The following is a 15,517-nucleotide window of genomic DNA, read 5'->3' as shown; positions in this document are numbered from 1 at the left end:
GGAATAAAGCTATCCGGCTGGCCGCCGCCATTTCAATATAGGCGCAGCGTTCGTCGCCGGAAAGGCCGTAAAACGCGTCCACCGGCTCGCCGAGCGGGCCGGTGACGACAGCCCGCACCAGATGCCCCTGAGTGGCGGCGACCATCGCTTCAACGGTCCCCTCCCCGCCGTCGGCGACCGGTAGCTTGAGGTATTCTGCATCGGGATAAATCTCCCTGAACCCCTGCTCTATCGCGGTCGCTACGCCCAGCGCGCTCAGGCTCTCCTTGTATGAATCTGGCGCAATGACTATTTTCATCAGCTGTCCTTAACATGAACACAAGCCCGTTATCAAAAAACGACCGGCTCCCGCAGGAGCCGGTTTGTCCTCAGCGCACCATGCACGGGCGCTTGTTATTAAACGTCCACTCTGGGATCAGGTACTGCATCGCCATCGCATCGTCGCGAGCCCCCAGGCCGTGCTTTTTATACAGCTCATTGGCCAGCATAACGCGGTCCATGTCGAGCTCTACGCCAAGGCCTGGCGTCGAGGGTACCTGCACCATACCACCTTTGATCTCAAAAGGTTGTCGGGTCAAACGCTGGTTCCCTTCCTGCCAGATCCAGTGGGTATCAATGGCGGTGATCTTACCCGGCGCCGCCGCCGCGACGTGGGTGAACATCGCCAGCGAGATATCAAAATGGTTATTGGAGTGCGAGCCCCAGGTCAGGCCAAACTCATGGCACATCTGGGCAACGCGCACCGATCCCTGCATGGTCCAGAAGTGCGGATCGGCCAGCGGGATATCAACCGACTGCAGCGACAGGGTGTGCCCCATCTGCCGCCAGTCGGTGGCAATCATGTTGGTCGCCGTCGGCAGACCGGTGGCGCGGCGGAATTCAGCCATCACCTCCCGGCCGGAGTAGCCCTGCTCGGCCCCGCACGGATCTTCCGCGTAGGCCAGCACGCCTTTCAGCTGTTTACCAATGGCGATGGCTTCATCGAGCAGCCAGGCGCCGTTCGGGTCAAGCGTCACCCGCGCCTGCGGGAAGCGCTTCGCCAGCGCGACGATAGACTCGGCCTCTTCCTCGCCGGCCAGCACGCCGCCTTTGAGTTTGAAATCGTTGAAGCCGTACTTCTCATAGGCCGCTTCCGCCAGGCGCACGACGGCATCCGGGGTCATGGCCTCTTCGTGGCGCAGCCGATACCAGTCACACTTCTCATCCGTCTGGCTCTGGTAGGCCAGCGGCGTGGCCTGGCGGTTGCCGACGAAGAACAGGTAGCCAAGCATTTCCACTTCGCTACGCTGCTGCCCGTCGCCCAGCAGCGAAGCCACGTTCACCCCAAGGTGCTGCCCGAGCAGGTCCAGCAGTGCCGCTTCAATCCCGGTCACCACATGAATAGTGGTACGCAGGTCAAAGGTTTGCAAACCGCGGCCGCCGGCATCGCGGTCGGCAAACTGCTGGCGAACGGCGCCCAGCACGTTTTTGTATTCGCCGAGAGTTTTGCCGACAACCAGCGCCGCGGCATCCTCCAGGGTCTGGCGGATCTTCTCGCCGCCAGGAATTTCACCCACCCCGGTGTGACCCGAGTTATCTTTAATAATCACGATATTGCGGGTGAAATACGGCGCGTGCGCGCCGCTGAGATTCATCAGCATGCTGTCGTGACCGGCCACCGGGATAACCTGCATAGAGGCGACTACCGGCGTTGAGAATTGCGTCGTCATAATTGAATCCTTTTCTCATTAATTGCGGCCGAAAACGGGACGTTTGCGGTCAAATTTCCAGCCCGGGATCAGGTACTGCATCGGTGCGGCGTCGTTACGCGCCCCTCCGGGCAGCGTCTTATAGGCCTCGTGCGCCTTTTGCACCTGCTCCCAGTCCAGTTCGACGCCCAGGCCCGGCGCGTCCGGTACGGCAATCCTGCCGTTTTCAATCTGCAGCGGATTTTTGGTCAGGCGGCAGTCGCCCTCCTGCCAAATCCAGTGGGTATCGATGGCGGTCGGGTTGCCCGGCGCCGCCGCCCCGACGTGGGTAAACATCGCCAGTGAAATATCGAAGTGGTTATTTGAGTGGCAGCCCCACGTCAGCCCCCAGTCATCGCACAGCTGCGCGACCCGCACCGCGCCGGACAAGGTCCAGAAGTGCGGATCGGCGAGCGGGATATCCACCGCGTTGAGCATCACCGCGTGCCCCATTTCACGCCAGTTAGTGGCAATCATATTGGTTGCTACCGGCAGCCCGGTGGCGCGGCGGAATTCCGCCATCACCTCGCGACCGGAAAAGCCCTGTTCGGCGCCGCAGGGATCCTCGGCGTAGGTCAGCACGTCCTGCAGGCCTTTGCAGAGCCTGATGGCTTCATCCAGCAGCCAGGCGCCGTTCGGATCGACGGTAATACGCGCATCCGGGAAGCGTTTTTTCAGCGCGCGAGCGGTGTCAATCTCCTGCTCGCCCGGCAGCACGCCGCCCTTAAGCTTGAAATCTTTAAAGCCGTAGCGGTCCTGGGCGGCCTCGGCGAGTCGGACCACCGCTTCGCTGCTCAGCGCCTCCTGATGCCGCAGGTGGTACCAGTCGTGCGGGCCAGGGGTGGTCTCCAGATACGGCAGATCGGTTTTATTGCGATCGCCGATATAGAAGAGATAGCCCAGAACGGTGACCGCGTCGCGCTGTTTGCCCGGCCCCAGCAGCTCGCACACCGGGACATTCAGCGCTTTGCCCAGCAGATCCAGCAGCGCAGCCTCCAGCGCCGCCACCGCGTTAACCCGCAGTTCGAAGGTCCAGGCGCCGTTTCCGAAAGTGTCGAAATCCGCCGCCTGATTGCCTTTATGCACCTGCTGAACCACCTTGTTCAGGCGCGCAATTTCCTGCCCCAGCACCTGCGGAATAGCGTCTACCAGCGTCTGATAGATAACCTCGCCGCCGGGGGCCTCACCGACGCCGGTGTTGCCGGCGCTGTCGGTGAGTACCACAATATTGCGGGTAAACCAGGCGCCGTGCGCGCCGCCGATATTCAGCAGCATACTGTCATGCCCGGCCACCGGGATCACCTTCATGTCGGTGACGATCGGAGTCGATTGTGTATTCATCGTTAGCGTTCCCTTACAGGCTTCAGTTCGATACGTTTAATATCCCCCACCAGCACCAGGTAGCTCAGTACCGCCACCAGCGCATGTATCCCGACATAAATCAGCGCCCCGTTGAACGAGCCCGTCGTCCCGACGATGTAGCCGATGGCAATAGGGGTGACGATACCGGAGATATTGCCGAACATATTGAACAGACCGCCGGAGAGGCCGCTTATCTCTTTCGGAGCGGTATCCGCCATCACCGCCCAGCCCAGCGCGCCAATGCCCTTGCCGAAGAAGGCCATCGCCATAAAGCCGATAATCATCCATTCCGCGTTAACGTAGTTACAGAACACCATTACCATCGACAGCAGCATACCAAGCACGATGGGGGTCTTGCGGGCAATATTCAGCGAGCCGGTGCGGCGCATCAGCCAGTCGGAGATAATGCCGCCTAAGACGCCGCCAACAAAGCCGCAGATGGCGGGAACGGAGGCGACAAACCCGGCTTTCAAAATCGACATGCCGCGCGCCTGCACCAGATAGACCGGGAACCAGGTGATAAAGAAGTAGGTCAACGCGTTGATGCAGTACTGGCCAATGTAGATCCCGACCATCATTCGCGATCCGATCAGCTGCCTGATCTGATTCCATTTTTCACTGAATGGAACTTTCTGCGCGCTTTTCTTCTGATCCATATTGATCAGCGCGCCGCCTTCGGCAATGTACTCCAGCTCTTTCTTGTTGACGCCCGGGTGCTGATTCGGCTCGTGGATCACTTTCAGCCACACGAAGCTAATCACGATCCCCAGACCTCCCATAAAGAAGAAGACGTGCGACCAGCCGACTTCGTGGGTCAGCCAGCCCATGATCGGCGCGAAGATAACGGTGGCAAAGTACTGGGCGGAGTTAAAAATAGCGACCGCGGTGCCCCTCTCCTGCGCCGGGAACCAGGCCGCGACGATGCGGCTGTTGCCGGGGAAGGACGGCGCCTCCGCTAAGCCGACGAGGAATCGCAGGGTAAACAGCGCGACGATGATGCCAAAACCGCTAAAGATATCGACGAAGCCCTGCAGGAGGGTAAACATCGACCAAATGAAGATCGACCAAAAATAGACCCGTTTTGAACCAAAGCGATCGAGCAGCCAACCGCCGGGGATCTGACCAATAACGTAGGCCCATGAGAACGCAGAGAAAACGTAGCCCATTCCCACCGCGTCGAGGCCAATATCTTTGGCCATTTCCGAGCCGGCAATCGACAGCGTCGCGCGGTCGCCGTAGTTAAAAGAGGTGACGATAAACAGCATCACCACTATCCAGTAGCGGGCGTTGGTGCGTTTTTCCGCGCCGCTCGCCGCCTGACTTAATGTACTCATTGTTGCACTCCTGAATCATAGCAATTAGCTACGTTCATTCTGAACAGCACAACCTGTAGGGTAGTCAGAATGACGTGTTAGTGTTTTCGTTTTATCTGGCATTTTGCTTTTTCAAACTGGCAGGAAAAGTATAAAAAGAGGACATGGCCGGCTCACCGTGCACATACACAGCTTTGCGGGACGTGCTGAAATCGATTTATGGCTTATGCCTAATCGGATGGGGGGTAGTTCACGGAAATGAAAAGCAACCGCCGGTTAGCGCTGCCGGCGACGGTGCAAACGGCAGGAGTGTGAAATGTCTCTCTTGACCCGGTGAAAACAGGCGGAAAAAACCGCTTTCGGCGAGTGGTTTTTAGGCAGGTGCCTGAACCCCTGGCAGGCGAGTGCGGGTACGATCCCGTTGGGCGTTTATCCGGCGCTGGCCTCCAGAAGGGACGCCCTCTGCGTAGGGAGAGAGCGTCACTTTTCACCCGCTTATTCGAGCAGGGTCGCCCACTGTTCAACCCACGGGTTGGACACGCCTTCGGGCTCCGGGTCTTCGCTGGCGTCGATCGTCAGCATGTCCCCGACGCGCTTTGCGCCCTGCTCCTGCAGCAGCGCATCAAAGGTCTTGCCGCCGCCGCAGAAGTTAGCGTAGGTGCTGTCGCCGAGCGCGATGATTCCGTAGCGCAGGTGCGGCTGGTACATATCCTTAATGCCTTCATACAGCGGAATGATGCTGTCCGGCAGATCGCCCTGTCCGGTCGTTGACGTCACGACCAGAACGTATTTGCCGCTGTAGGGCTCCCAGTCCTGAACCTCCGGGTCTTCGAACACCTTCGCCTTGTGGCCAAGGCCGCTCAAAATGGCTTCAGCTTCTTCAGCGACCAGCAGCGCGTTACCGTACATCGTACCGACAAAAATCCCGACTTCTGCCATCTTTATCTCCCTGGATTGACCTCAATCCGTTCATCCTGACCGCTGTCGTCTGCAAACTCAACCCTTTCATTTAACGGCAGAAGACCTCGCCAGCCAAACTGCGACAGCGCCCGCATCCACACGTCGTCCAGGCTGGCGCGAATGACCAGCGGCTCGCCGGTAAACGGATGGGTTAACGAGAGCTGGCTGGCGTGCAGCATCAGGCGGTCGCAGGCAAAGTTTTCCACCGCGCTGCGGTTCTGGCGCAGATCGCCGTGCTTGCTGTCGCCGATAATCGGGTGGCGCAGGTGGGAGAGATGGCGGCGCAGCTGGTGCTTACGCCCCGTTTTAGGCTCCAGCTCAACCAGGCTGTAGCGCGTCGTCGGATAGCGTCCTGTGGCGACCGGCATCTCTACCGTCGCCAGGCCACGATAGTGGGTGACCGCCGGCTGCGGGCCTTTATCTTCGCGCGCGAACTTGTCGGCTATTTTGTCCAGCTCTTCAACCAGCGGATAATCGAGCAGCGCCTCTTCGGTCAGCCAGCCGCGGGCAATGGCGTGGTAGCGTTTTTGCATCTGGTGCTGCTCAAACTGCTGCGACAGCCGCCTTCCCGCCTCGCTTGATAGCCCCATCAGCAGCACGCCGGAGGTCGGTCTGTCGAGGCGATGGGCTGTAAAGACGTGCTGGCCAATCTGATCGCGGACCGTTTGCATGACCACCACTTTCTCATCGCGATCCAGCCAGCTGCGGTGCACCAGCCAGCCGGAGGGCTTATTGACCGCCACCAGCCACTCGTCCTGATAGATAATTTCCAGCATCAGGCGTCGTCGCTCGCAAAAAGGGTATCCAGCAGCAGCAGCTCCGCCAGCACGCGATCGCGCAGCGGGTGGGCGGCATCAAGGGCCATCTCATAATAAGGGGCGACGGCAAAACTCTGCGGCAGCGGCTGCTCAGCGTCCAGCAGCTGATGCATACGCGGGATCAGCACCCACTGCAGCCACTCCAGCGGCTCCATGGTATCCATGCAGAACGGGCTGTCGCTGGCAAAGGCGCTGCTTTGCGGCGCGTTTTCCTGCCAGTGCTGCGTGTCGCGCAGCAGCGCTTCAATCGCGTGCAGGCGCTCGCGCACGCTGAGGTGAAGAGTCATGGGGAAACCTCGATGAGTTGTAAACCGGCGCAGAATAGCAAATTCAGAAGAGAAATAAAAAAAGGGAGCACTGTATAAACAGTGCTCCCGGTTCGTTTCGCAGCAATCCAGCTACATTGGTGCTCCCTGCTCGTCCGTGAAAACTTTTCCTGAGGTCTCCTGACCATGTTCATCCATAAACCAGTGCATCCTGCTTTCACACCACCCCGATGTGAAATTACCTGTCCTTAAGTCTATCCCGATCTTCCTGATCCACCGTTCATCATGAGCGGCTCACGTTCTCCATCCTGGAGGTGTCCTTTACGCTATCCTGCGTTATCCTGTGCTTCATCCTGAAGCCTGTCCTTGCTACGCCTTCCCGGCGGGTCCTGCAGAAGCGTCATCATCCTGATGTTCACTTCATTTCGCGACTTCCTGTCGACGTACATAGGATCACTGATTCCGCCTCGTCTTACAACCCTTCATACGACAATCTCTTAAGATTAGTCACCACTAAAAAAGACGATATAAAACCTAACCACATGAATTAAAATGATTTGTTAAAAATTAAATAGTTGAAAAATGATTTAAATGATGACGATCTCTTACAGGTCTTGTAAGAGATCTCTCACAAACGGGCAGGCATAATGGATTACACAACCGGATCGAGCTGGTTAAGAAAACTCGCCAGGGAGGCAGAAAGGGTCGTACGCCTGCGCGTGCCGAGGGTCTCTTTGAGGACTTCGCCGCTGACGTTACAAACGGAGATAACGTCCAGCTCGCTGTCCAGCGTGGCGATAAACAGCGTCGGCGACAGCTTCAGGCGTTTTTGCACCACCAGATGGCCAATCAGATTTTCCTGCATGCGCTGGAAGTCATCCGGGCTCCAGGCCTGCAGCAGGGTCATCGTTTCGCCCGCAAAGCGCGCCTGCATATCGCCGGCGAACTGGGTGGTATAATAGCTATGAGCCGGCTGTTGTACCACAATATCGAAGGCCCTTTCAACCGCGCTGATATTGGCGGGGAGAGAAAAGGGCTGCGGCTGCCAGAAAACGGCGTCGCCGTCCGTCGCGCTGATACAGGGCGACGGGATGCCGTAAAGCTCTTCGCTGCGCGGCAGGCTTGCGCGCTGCTGCTGCCAGGCGTCGCAATAACGTTGGGTAAATGCTTGCAGCGCTTCTGCGGTCTGATTGTCCACCGGTTTCTCTCTTCACGTTAGCCAGGATACACTTAGCGAATAGTGTACCCGCTTTACTATGGTGAAACATGTCTTCTTATGAGAATCATCAGGCCCTCGCCGGCCTGACGCTCGGTAAATCAACCGATTACCGCGATACCTACGACGCCTCCCTGCTGCAGGGCGTGCCGCGCAGCCTGAACCGCGATCCGCTGGGCCTGCACGCCGACAGCCTGCCCTTCCACGGCGGCGATATCTGGACGCTGTACGAGCTCTCCTGGCTGAATGCAAAAGGTTTGCCGCAGGTTGCGGTGGGCCACGTCGAGCTGAGCGATACCAGCGTGAACCTGGTGGAGTCGAAGAGCTTTAAGCTCTATCTCAACAGCTTCAACCAGACCCGCTTTGCCGACTGGCAGGAGGTGCAGGCGACCCTGACGCGCGACCTTAGCGCCTGCGCGCAGGGTGAGGTGACGGTTGCGCTCTATCGCCTCGACGAACTCGAAGGCCAGCCGGTGGCCCATCTGCACGGCACCTGCATCGACGATCAGGATATCGAAGTTGATAGCTATGAATTCAGCACCGACTACCTGCTGGACGCCGCCGGCGACCAAATCGTCGAAGAGACGCTGGTGAGCCATCTGCTGAAATCCAACTGCCTGATCACCCACCAGCCGGACTGGGGCTCGGTGCAAATCCAGTATCGCGGGCCAAAAATCGATCGTGAAAAGCTGCTGCGCTACCTGGTCTCGTTCCGCCACCATAACGAGTTTCACGAGCAGTGCGTCGAGCGGATCTTCAACGACCTCCTGCGCTTCTGCCGGCCGCAGTCGCTCTCCGTCTACGCCCGCTACACCCGCCGCGGCGGCCTCGACATCAACCCGTGGCGCAGCAACGCGGACTTTGTTCCGGCTATCGCTCGTCTGGCGCGCCAGTAGCAAAGAATTTTCACAACTTTGCGTGCCTTCACGCGTACGCAAGGTTGTGAAAACGCCGCAGGCAGGGCTATTGTAATCACAGGAAGACGATAATCGTCCTGTTAAGGAGTTCACTTGATTACACATGTTAGCCCGCTTGGTTCAATGGATATGCTGTCACAGCTGGAAGTGGATATGCTTAAACGCACCGCCAGCAGTGACCTGTATCAACTCTTTCGTAACTGTTCGCTTGCCGTGCTCAACTCGGGGAGCCTGACCGATAACAGCAAAGAGCTGCTGTCTCGTTTTGAAAACTTCGATATTAACGTGCTGCGTCGCGAACGCGGCGTGAAGCTGGAACTGATCAACCCGCCGGAAGAGGCGTTCGTTGACGGGCGGATTATCCGCTCCCTGCAGGCCAACCTGTTTGCCGTGCTGCGCGACATCCTGTTCGTTTACGGGCAGATTCATAATACCGTTCGTCTGCCGAACCTCGACCTCGAAAGTTCGGTGCATATCACCAACCTGGTGTTCTCGATTCTGCGCAACGCCCGCGCCCTGCACGTCGGCGAAGCGCCCAATATGATCTTCTGCTGGGGCGGCCACTCAATTAATGAGACCGAATATCTCTACGCCCGCCGCGTCGGGACCCAGCTCGGCCTGCGCGAGCTGAATATCTGCACCGGCTGCGGCCCTGGCGCGATGGAAGCGCCGATGAAAGGCGCCGCGGTTGGCCATGCCCAGCAGCGCTACAAAGACAGCCGCTTTATCGGCATGACCGAACCTTCGATTATTGCCGCCGAGCCGCCGAACCCGCTGGTGAACGAGCTGATCATCATGCCGGATATCGAAAAGCGCCTTGAGGCCTTCGTGCGCATCGCCCACGGTATCATTATCTTCCCGGGCGGGGTGGGTACGGCAGAAGAGCTGCTCTATCTGCTGGGCATTTTGATGCACCCGGCCAACAAGGCGCAGGTGCTGCCGCTGATCCTCACCGGACCAAAAGAGAGCGCGAACTATTTCCGCGTGCTGGATGAGTTCATCGTCCACACCATGGGCGAATCGGCGCGTCGTCACTACAAGATTATCATTGACGACGCCAGCGAAGTGGCGCGTCAGCTGAAGAAAGCGATGCCGCTGGTCAAAGAGAGCCGCCGGGAAACCGACGACGCCTACAGCTTTAACTGGTCGATTCGTATTTCGCCGGACCTGCAGATGCCGTTCGATCCGACGCACGAGAATATGGCCAACCTCAAGCTCTATCCGGACCAGCCGGTAGAAGTGCTGGCCGCGGATCTGCGCCGCGCCTTCTCCGGGATCGTCGCCGGGAACGTCAAAGAGGTCGGCATCCAGGCGATTGAAAAATACGGCCCCTATAAGCTGCACGGCGATGCGGAGATCATGCGCCGGATGGACGATCTGCTGCAGGGCTTTGTCGCCCAGCACCGCATGAAGCTGCCGGGCGGCAGCGCCTATATCCCTTGCTATGAAATAGGCTCCTGAACCCTGTTCTGACCCTCCCGGGCGGCGGCTAACGCCCTGCCCGGGCAATCCAGTCCGCACTTCCGTTCTCCTGCCCCCAGCGCACCTCCGCTCCCGTTCTCCCGTTCTCCCGTTCTCCCGTTCTCCCGTTCTCCCGTTCTCCGACATGATAATCTGCTGTCCCCGGCTCTCCTGCGCCTCCTTTCTGAAATCTATTTTCTTTGTGAATGTTCTGTAGCTTTTTACAAAGCCAATCGTTTGCCTTTCCAAAAACAGCAATAAATATCACCACAAAAAAGATACTTGAGAGCTAAAACATCGAGAACATCTCATTTTTACAGCGTAAACCTCGTTATTACGCCGCCACGCTTTTATCTCATATGCTGCGAATGTTAGCCTTCGCGCCACAAATATCTGGCTGAACATCAGAAACAGACTGTTGGACTAAAAATATCCACCCCGAAAGTGGATTATTGCAATTGAGATCGCGATCACTGATAGATTTCCAATATGAATGTATCTTTCCGCCCCACTTGTTACGGAGAAAATCACGAAAAAACCGTAAACAAACGAATTTAATATTACTTAATTGATTTTATTTATTATTTTTTGTCGCTTCCTCCAGGAGATACAGATGGAAACCACGCAAACCAGCACTATCGTTTCGGGCGAAACCCGCAGCGGATGGCGCAAAACCGACACCATGTGGATGCTGGGCCTGTACGGCACGGCTATCGGCGCAGGCGTTCTGTTCCTGCCGATCAACGCCGGCGTCGGCGGTCTGATCCCGCTGATCATCATGGCTATTCTGGCTTTCCCGATGACTTTCTTTGCCCACCGCGGGATGACCCGTTTTGTGCTTTCCGGCAAGAATCCGGGGGAAGACATCACCGAAGTCGTAGAAGAACACTTTGGCGTGGGCGCAGGTAAGCTGATTACCCTGCTCTACTTCTTCGCTATCTACCCGATTCTGCTGGTGTATAGCGTTGCGATTACCAATACCGTCGAGAGCTTTATGCTGCACCAGCTGCACATGACGCCGCCGCCGCGCGCAATTCTGTCGCTGATCCTGATCGTCGGGATGATGACCATCGTGCGCTTCGGCGAGCAGATGATTGTGAAAGCGATGAGCGTACTGGTCTTCCCGTTCGTGGTCGCCCTGATGATTCTGGCCCTGTACCTGATCCCAGAGTGGAACGGCGCGGCGCTGGAAACCCTCTCCCTGAGCAGCGCAACCTCTACCGGCAACGGCCTGTGGATGACCCTGTGGCTGGCGATCCCGGTGATGGTGTTCTCCTTTAACCACTCGCCGATCATCTCCTCCTTCGCCGTGGCGAAGCGTGAAGAGTACGGCCAGGGCGCGGAGAAGAAATGCTCCAGCATCCTCGCTCGCGCGCACATCATGATGGTCATTACCGTGATGTTCTTCGTCTTCAGCTGCGTGCTGAGCCTCTCCCCTGCGGACCTGGCGGCGGCGAAAGATCAGAACATCTCGATTCTCTCTTACCTGGCGAACCACTTTAACGCCCCGCTGATTGCCTGGATGGCGCCGATCATTGCGATGATTGCCATCACTAAATCCTTCCTCGGCCACTATCTCGGCGCCCGTGAAGGCTTTAACGGCATGGTGATTAAATCCCTGCGCGGAAAAGGTAAATCCATCGAAATCAACAAGCTGAACAAGATCACTGCGCTGTTCATGCTGGTCACCACCTGGATTGTAGCGACGCTGAACCCCAGCATTCTGGGTATGATCGAAACTCTCGGCGGCCCGATTATCGCGATGATTCTGTTCCTGATGCCGATGTACGCGATTCAGAAAGTCCCGGCGATGCGCAAATACAGCGGCCACGTCAGCAACGTCTTCGTGGTGCTGATGGGCCTGATTGCTATCTCCGCTATTTTCTACTCCCTGTTCAGCTAATCTCCCCCCTCGCGCCGCCCGCCGGCGGCGCGCTTTCCGACAGTTCTGGATGTGCAACATGATCAGCGTATTCGATATCTTTAAAATCGGCATCGGCCCTTCCAGCTCCCACACCGTGGGGCCAATGAAAGCGGGCAAACAGTTCACCGACGACCTTATCGCACGCGGGCTGCTTGCCGACGTCACCACCGTCATCGTCGACGTCTACGGCTCCCTTTCCCTGACCGGCAAAGGCCACCATACCGACATTGCGATTATTATGGGTCTGGCGGGCAACATGCCCGATAGCGTCGACATTGACGCCATTCCGGCGTTTATTCAGGACGTCAACACCCACGGGCGCCTGATGCTGGCAAACGGCCAGCAGGAAGTCGACTTCCCGGTTGACCGCTGCATGAATTTCCATGCCGACAACCTGTCGCTGCATGAAAACGGCATGCGCATTACCGCCATCGGCGGCGATAAGGTGCTCTACACCCAAACTTACTACTCCATCGGCGGCGGTTTTATCGTCGACGAGCAGCACTTCGGCCAGAGCAACGACGCGCCGGTTGCCGTGCCTTATCCGTACAAAAACGCGGCTGATTTACAGCGGCACTGCCGCGAAAGCGGGCTCTCGCTTTCCGGCCTGATGATGCAAAACGAGCTGGCGCTGCACAGCAAAGAAGAGCTGGAGCAGCACTTTTCCGCCGTCTGGGACGTGATGAGCGGCGGTATCGAGCGCGGCATCAGCACCGAAGGCGTACTGCCGGGCAAGCTTCGGGTCCCGCGTCGTGCCGCAGCGTTACGCCGGATGCTGGTCAGCCAGGACAATACCAACAGCGATCCGATGGCGGTCGTTGACTGGATTAACATGTTCGCCCTGGCAGTCAACGAAGAGAACGCCGCCGGCGGCCGCGTGGTCACCGCGCCAACCAACGGCGCCTGCGGGATCGTGCCGGCGGTACTGGCCTACTACGATAAGTTTATCCGCAAGGTTAACGCCAACTCGCTGGCGCGCTACCTGCTGGTAACCAGCGCAATTGGCTCGCTGTATAAGATGAACGCCTCGATTTCCGGCGCCGAAGTGGGCTGCCAGGGCGAGGTTGGCGTCGCCTGTTCGATGGCGGCGGCCGGCTTAACCGAGCTGCTGGGCGGCAGCCCGGGCCAGGTGTGCATCGCCGCCGAAATCGGCATGGAGCACAACCTGGGCCTGACCTGCGACCCGGTTGCCGGCCAGGTTCAGGTGCCGTGCATCGAGCGTAACGCCATCGCCGCGGTGAAGGCCGTTAACGCCGCCCGGATGGCGCTGCGCCGCACCAGCGAACCGCGCGTGTGCCTGGATAAGGTTATCGAGACGATGTACGAAACCGGCAAGGATATGAACGCCAAGTACCGCGAAACGTCGCGCGGTGGCCTGGCGATGAAAATCGTGACCTGCGATTAATGCCCTTTCCCGGCGGACCACCGTTCGCCGGGACTCTCCCCGCAGTCCCGCCTGAAAGCCATTTCGGTTATATAGATTAAAATTTAGTTATTTATTGGTTATAAGGACGATTTGCTACCTTACGGGAAACCGCTAATGGAGAACAAATCATGTCTAAAAGGTTCCATCTGGCCCTGCTGCCGTTGCTGCTCGGTCTGTCCGCTTCCGCGCTGGCGAAGGCGCCGGAAACCGTCAACATTGGCTACCAGAAGGCCAATATTTTCGCCCTGCTGAAATATCGCGGCACCCTCGATGAGACCTTCAAAAAAGAGGGGATCGCCGTGCGCTGGGTGGAATTCCCCGCCGGCCCGCAGATGCTGGAAGGGCTGAACGTCGGCAGCATCGATCTGGCGGCCACCGGCGACGCCCCGCCGGCCTTCGCTCAGGCGGCGCAGGCGGATCTGGTTTACCTCGCCCACTCTCCGGCGAACCCCAAAACCGAAGCCATCGTGGTGCCGGAAAGCTCAACCATTCGCAGCGTGGCTGACCTGAAAGGCAAGCGCGTGGGGCTGAATAAAGGCTCGGACGTCAACTATCTGCTGGTAACCGCGCTGGAAAAGGCCGGGCTGAGTTATAAAGATATTACCCCGGTCTATCTGCCGCCGGCCGACGCCCGCGCCGCCTTCCAGCGCGGCGCCATCGATGCCTGGGTTATCTGGGATCCGTACCTTGCCGAAGTCGAAACCAACGCTAAGGCGCGGCAGATCCGCAACGCCGAGGGGCTGGTGCCGCACTACACCTTCTATCTCGCCAGCCGTAAATTTGCCGAATCCTATCCGGATACCGCGAAGCAGGTCGTTGATGAGCTGGGCAAGCTGAGCGACTGGGCCAACGCCCATCAGGACGATGCCGCCGGAATTTTGGCGACCTCCACCGGGCTGGATAAGGCTATCTGGCTGAAGGCGCTGGCCCGCCTGCCCTACGGCGCCGAACGCATGACGCCTGCGGTCTATAACGAACAGCAGGCGCTGGCGGATACCTTCACCCGCGTCGGCCTGCTGCCGGTCAAAGTGGACGTGCGCAGCGCCACCTGGTCGCAGGATAAGTAGTGATTAACGGCGACGGCTTTCCCCGTCGCCGCTTTCCTTACCCCTGCGTTTTCTCGCCGTTGCCTATCTGCCAGATAAAGGTCGGCGCTTCGCCGTTGACCAGCCAGCTGCCGATGTTGCGCGCTTTATAGATAACCGGATTGTGCGAGGCCACCGTGCGCGCGTTGCGCCAGTGGCGATCGAGCGCTTTGCCGACCCGGGTGTCCGACGCGCCGAGGGCGTTAAACAGCTCGGTCGCCGCCCGCGGTATCCAGTCGCTGGCAATCACCTGCGCCTGTGCCGCTTCCACTTCCGCCAGACGATTACGCTGCGCAATCAGCGCCTCGTCGCCGCTGGCGTGAACGATATAGGCCTGCTGTAAAGACTCCGCCGCCTGCAGCACCGCCGCGCGGGTCGCCCACGCCCAGCTGCTGATTTGCCCGACCACCTGCAACACCTGAGGATCGTCGCGCGGCACGGCGGCGTTGCCGTGGCTGTACATACGGGAGCGTTTTCTCACCCCTGCGGCGGCATCGCGCTCCACCGCCAGGCCGATACCCGCCAGCGTCGCCAGCAGGATATGCTGGTAGAAAGCGGTCTGGTAGCGAAAGCGCTCGGCAAAATCGTAGACGTGCTCCTGCTCAACCTGCGCCTGCCGAAAGCGGGTGGTGCCGCTGCCGGTCAGCCGCTGGCCAAAGCCGTCCCAGTCGTCGTCGCGCTCCACCCCGCTCTGCCTGGTACTGACCAGCGCTATCACGTCGCCGCCGTTGTCGCTGCGGCGGGCAAAGACGTCAATCCAGTCGGCGTACAGCGTCCCGGTGCTGTAAAACTTCTCGCCGCTGAGCCGCCAGCCGCGCTCGTCCGGCATCACCTGAGTATTCACCTCCCCCAGCTTCACCGCCCCCGTTTCGGTCCAGCCGCTGCCCACCAGCTCCCCGTCGCGAAAACGCTGGAACCAGCGATCGCGCTGCGCAGAGTCCGGCTGATTCAGGCGGTCTTCCACAAAGGCAAAATGGGCGCGCAGCGCCTGCGGCAGGTTTGAATCAGCCTCGGCCAGCCCAAACAGCACGGCAATCAGCTG

The 15,517-nt window shown here is 58.8% G+C and carries 14 protein-coding genes; 5 read left to right on the top strand and 9 right to left on the bottom strand.

Annotation, left to right across the window (positions count from 1 at the left end):
- The 8 genes from PFH44_RS17445 to syd all read right to left on the bottom strand — a co-directional run.
- The coding region (locus tag PFH44_RS17445) for a glycerate kinase (protein WP_283825660.1) at nucleotides 1–298 on the bottom strand (298 nt) is incomplete at its 3' end.
- Nucleotides 299–368: 70 nt separating this feature from the next.
- Nucleotides 369–1,709: a glucarate dehydratase gene (gudD, locus tag PFH44_RS17440; RefSeq protein WP_045857523.1), complete on the bottom strand. Its 1,341-nt coding sequence runs from the start codon at nucleotides 1,707–1,709 to the stop codon at nucleotides 369–371.
- Between the two features lie 18 nt (nucleotides 1,710–1,727).
- The gene (locus PFH44_RS17435) at nucleotides 1,728–3,068 is read right to left on the bottom strand and encodes an enolase C-terminal domain-like protein (protein WP_045857521.1); all 1,341 of its coding nucleotides are present in this window, start codon (nucleotides 3,066–3,068) and stop codon (nucleotides 1,728–1,730) included.
- A gap of 2 nt (nucleotides 3,069–3,070) precedes the next feature.
- On the bottom strand, nucleotides 3,071–4,423 hold the full coding sequence (gene gudP / locus PFH44_RS17430; RefSeq protein ID WP_283825659.1) for a galactarate/glucarate/glycerate transporter GudP: 1,353 nt from the start codon (nucleotides 4,421–4,423) through the stop codon (nucleotides 3,071–3,073).
- Nucleotides 4,424–4,897: 474 nt separating this feature from the next.
- Entirely contained in the window at nucleotides 4,898–5,341 is a 444-nt protein-coding gene (locus tag PFH44_RS17425; protein WP_041146983.1) for a flavodoxin, read from the bottom strand.
- A 2-nt stretch (nucleotides 5,342–5,343) separates the two neighbouring features.
- Nucleotides 5,344–6,138 carry a tRNA pseudouridine(65) synthase TruC gene (gene truC, locus PFH44_RS17420; protein ID WP_045857518.1) on the bottom strand — a complete coding sequence of 265 codons (795 nt, stop codon included), beginning with the start codon at nucleotides 6,136–6,138 and terminating at the stop codon, nucleotides 5,344–5,346.
- Nucleotides 6,138–6,467 (bottom strand): YqcC family protein, encoded by a 330-nt coding sequence (locus PFH44_RS17415; RefSeq protein WP_283825658.1) that lies wholly within the window; start codon nucleotides 6,465–6,467, stop codon nucleotides 6,138–6,140. Before PFH44_RS17415 ends, truC begins: the two co-directional genes overlap by 1 nt.
- 631 nt (nucleotides 6,468–7,098) lie before the next feature.
- Entirely contained in the window at nucleotides 7,099–7,644 is a 546-nt protein-coding gene (syd, locus tag PFH44_RS17410) for a SecY-interacting protein (RefSeq protein ID WP_283825657.1), read from the bottom strand.
- Between the two features lie 68 nt (nucleotides 7,645–7,712).
- On the opposite strand from syd, the gene queF reads away from it, so the two are divergent.
- The 5 genes from queF (at nucleotide 7,713) to PFH44_RS17385 (ending at nucleotide 14,457) form a co-directional block, all read left to right on the top strand.
- Nucleotides 7,713–8,558, top strand: coding sequence for an NADPH-dependent 7-cyano-7-deazaguanine reductase QueF (queF, locus tag PFH44_RS17405; RefSeq protein ID WP_045857513.1), 846 nt, complete (start codon nucleotides 7,713–7,715; stop codon nucleotides 8,556–8,558).
- A gap of 114 nt (nucleotides 8,559–8,672) precedes the next feature.
- Entirely contained in the window at nucleotides 8,673–10,040 is a 1,368-nt protein-coding gene (gene ppnN, locus PFH44_RS17400; protein WP_283825656.1) for a nucleotide 5'-monophosphate nucleosidase PpnN, read from the top strand.
- A 613-nt stretch (nucleotides 10,041–10,653) separates the two neighbouring features.
- Entirely contained in the window at nucleotides 10,654–11,943 is a 1,290-nt protein-coding gene (locus tag PFH44_RS17395; protein WP_283825655.1) for an HAAAP family serine/threonine permease, read from the top strand.
- A gap of 58 nt (nucleotides 11,944–12,001) precedes the next feature.
- Nucleotides 12,002–13,369, top strand: a complete 1,368-nt coding sequence (locus PFH44_RS17390) for an L-serine ammonia-lyase (RefSeq protein ID WP_283825654.1) — start codon at nucleotides 12,002–12,004, stop codon at nucleotides 13,367–13,369.
- A gap of 149 nt (nucleotides 13,370–13,518) precedes the next feature.
- Nucleotides 13,519–14,457, top strand: coding sequence for a sulfonate ABC transporter substrate-binding protein (locus PFH44_RS17385; protein ID WP_045857502.1), 939 nt, complete (start codon nucleotides 13,519–13,521; stop codon nucleotides 14,455–14,457).
- 37 nt (nucleotides 14,458–14,494) lie between these two features.
- Here the strand turns inward: PFH44_RS17385 and PFH44_RS17380 are convergent.
- Nucleotides 14,495–15,517 (bottom strand): acyl-CoA dehydrogenase family protein (locus PFH44_RS17380; RefSeq protein WP_283825653.1); only part of this gene is annotated, 1,023 nt, incomplete at its 5' end.

Origin of the sequence: Klebsiella sp. Ech2A, from assembly GCF_030078455.1 — a bacterium.
Taxonomy (GTDB): Bacteria; Pseudomonadota; Gammaproteobacteria; order Enterobacterales; family Enterobacteriaceae; genus Klebsiella; species Klebsiella terrigena.
This window is presented reverse-complemented; position numbering and strand designations above follow the sequence as displayed.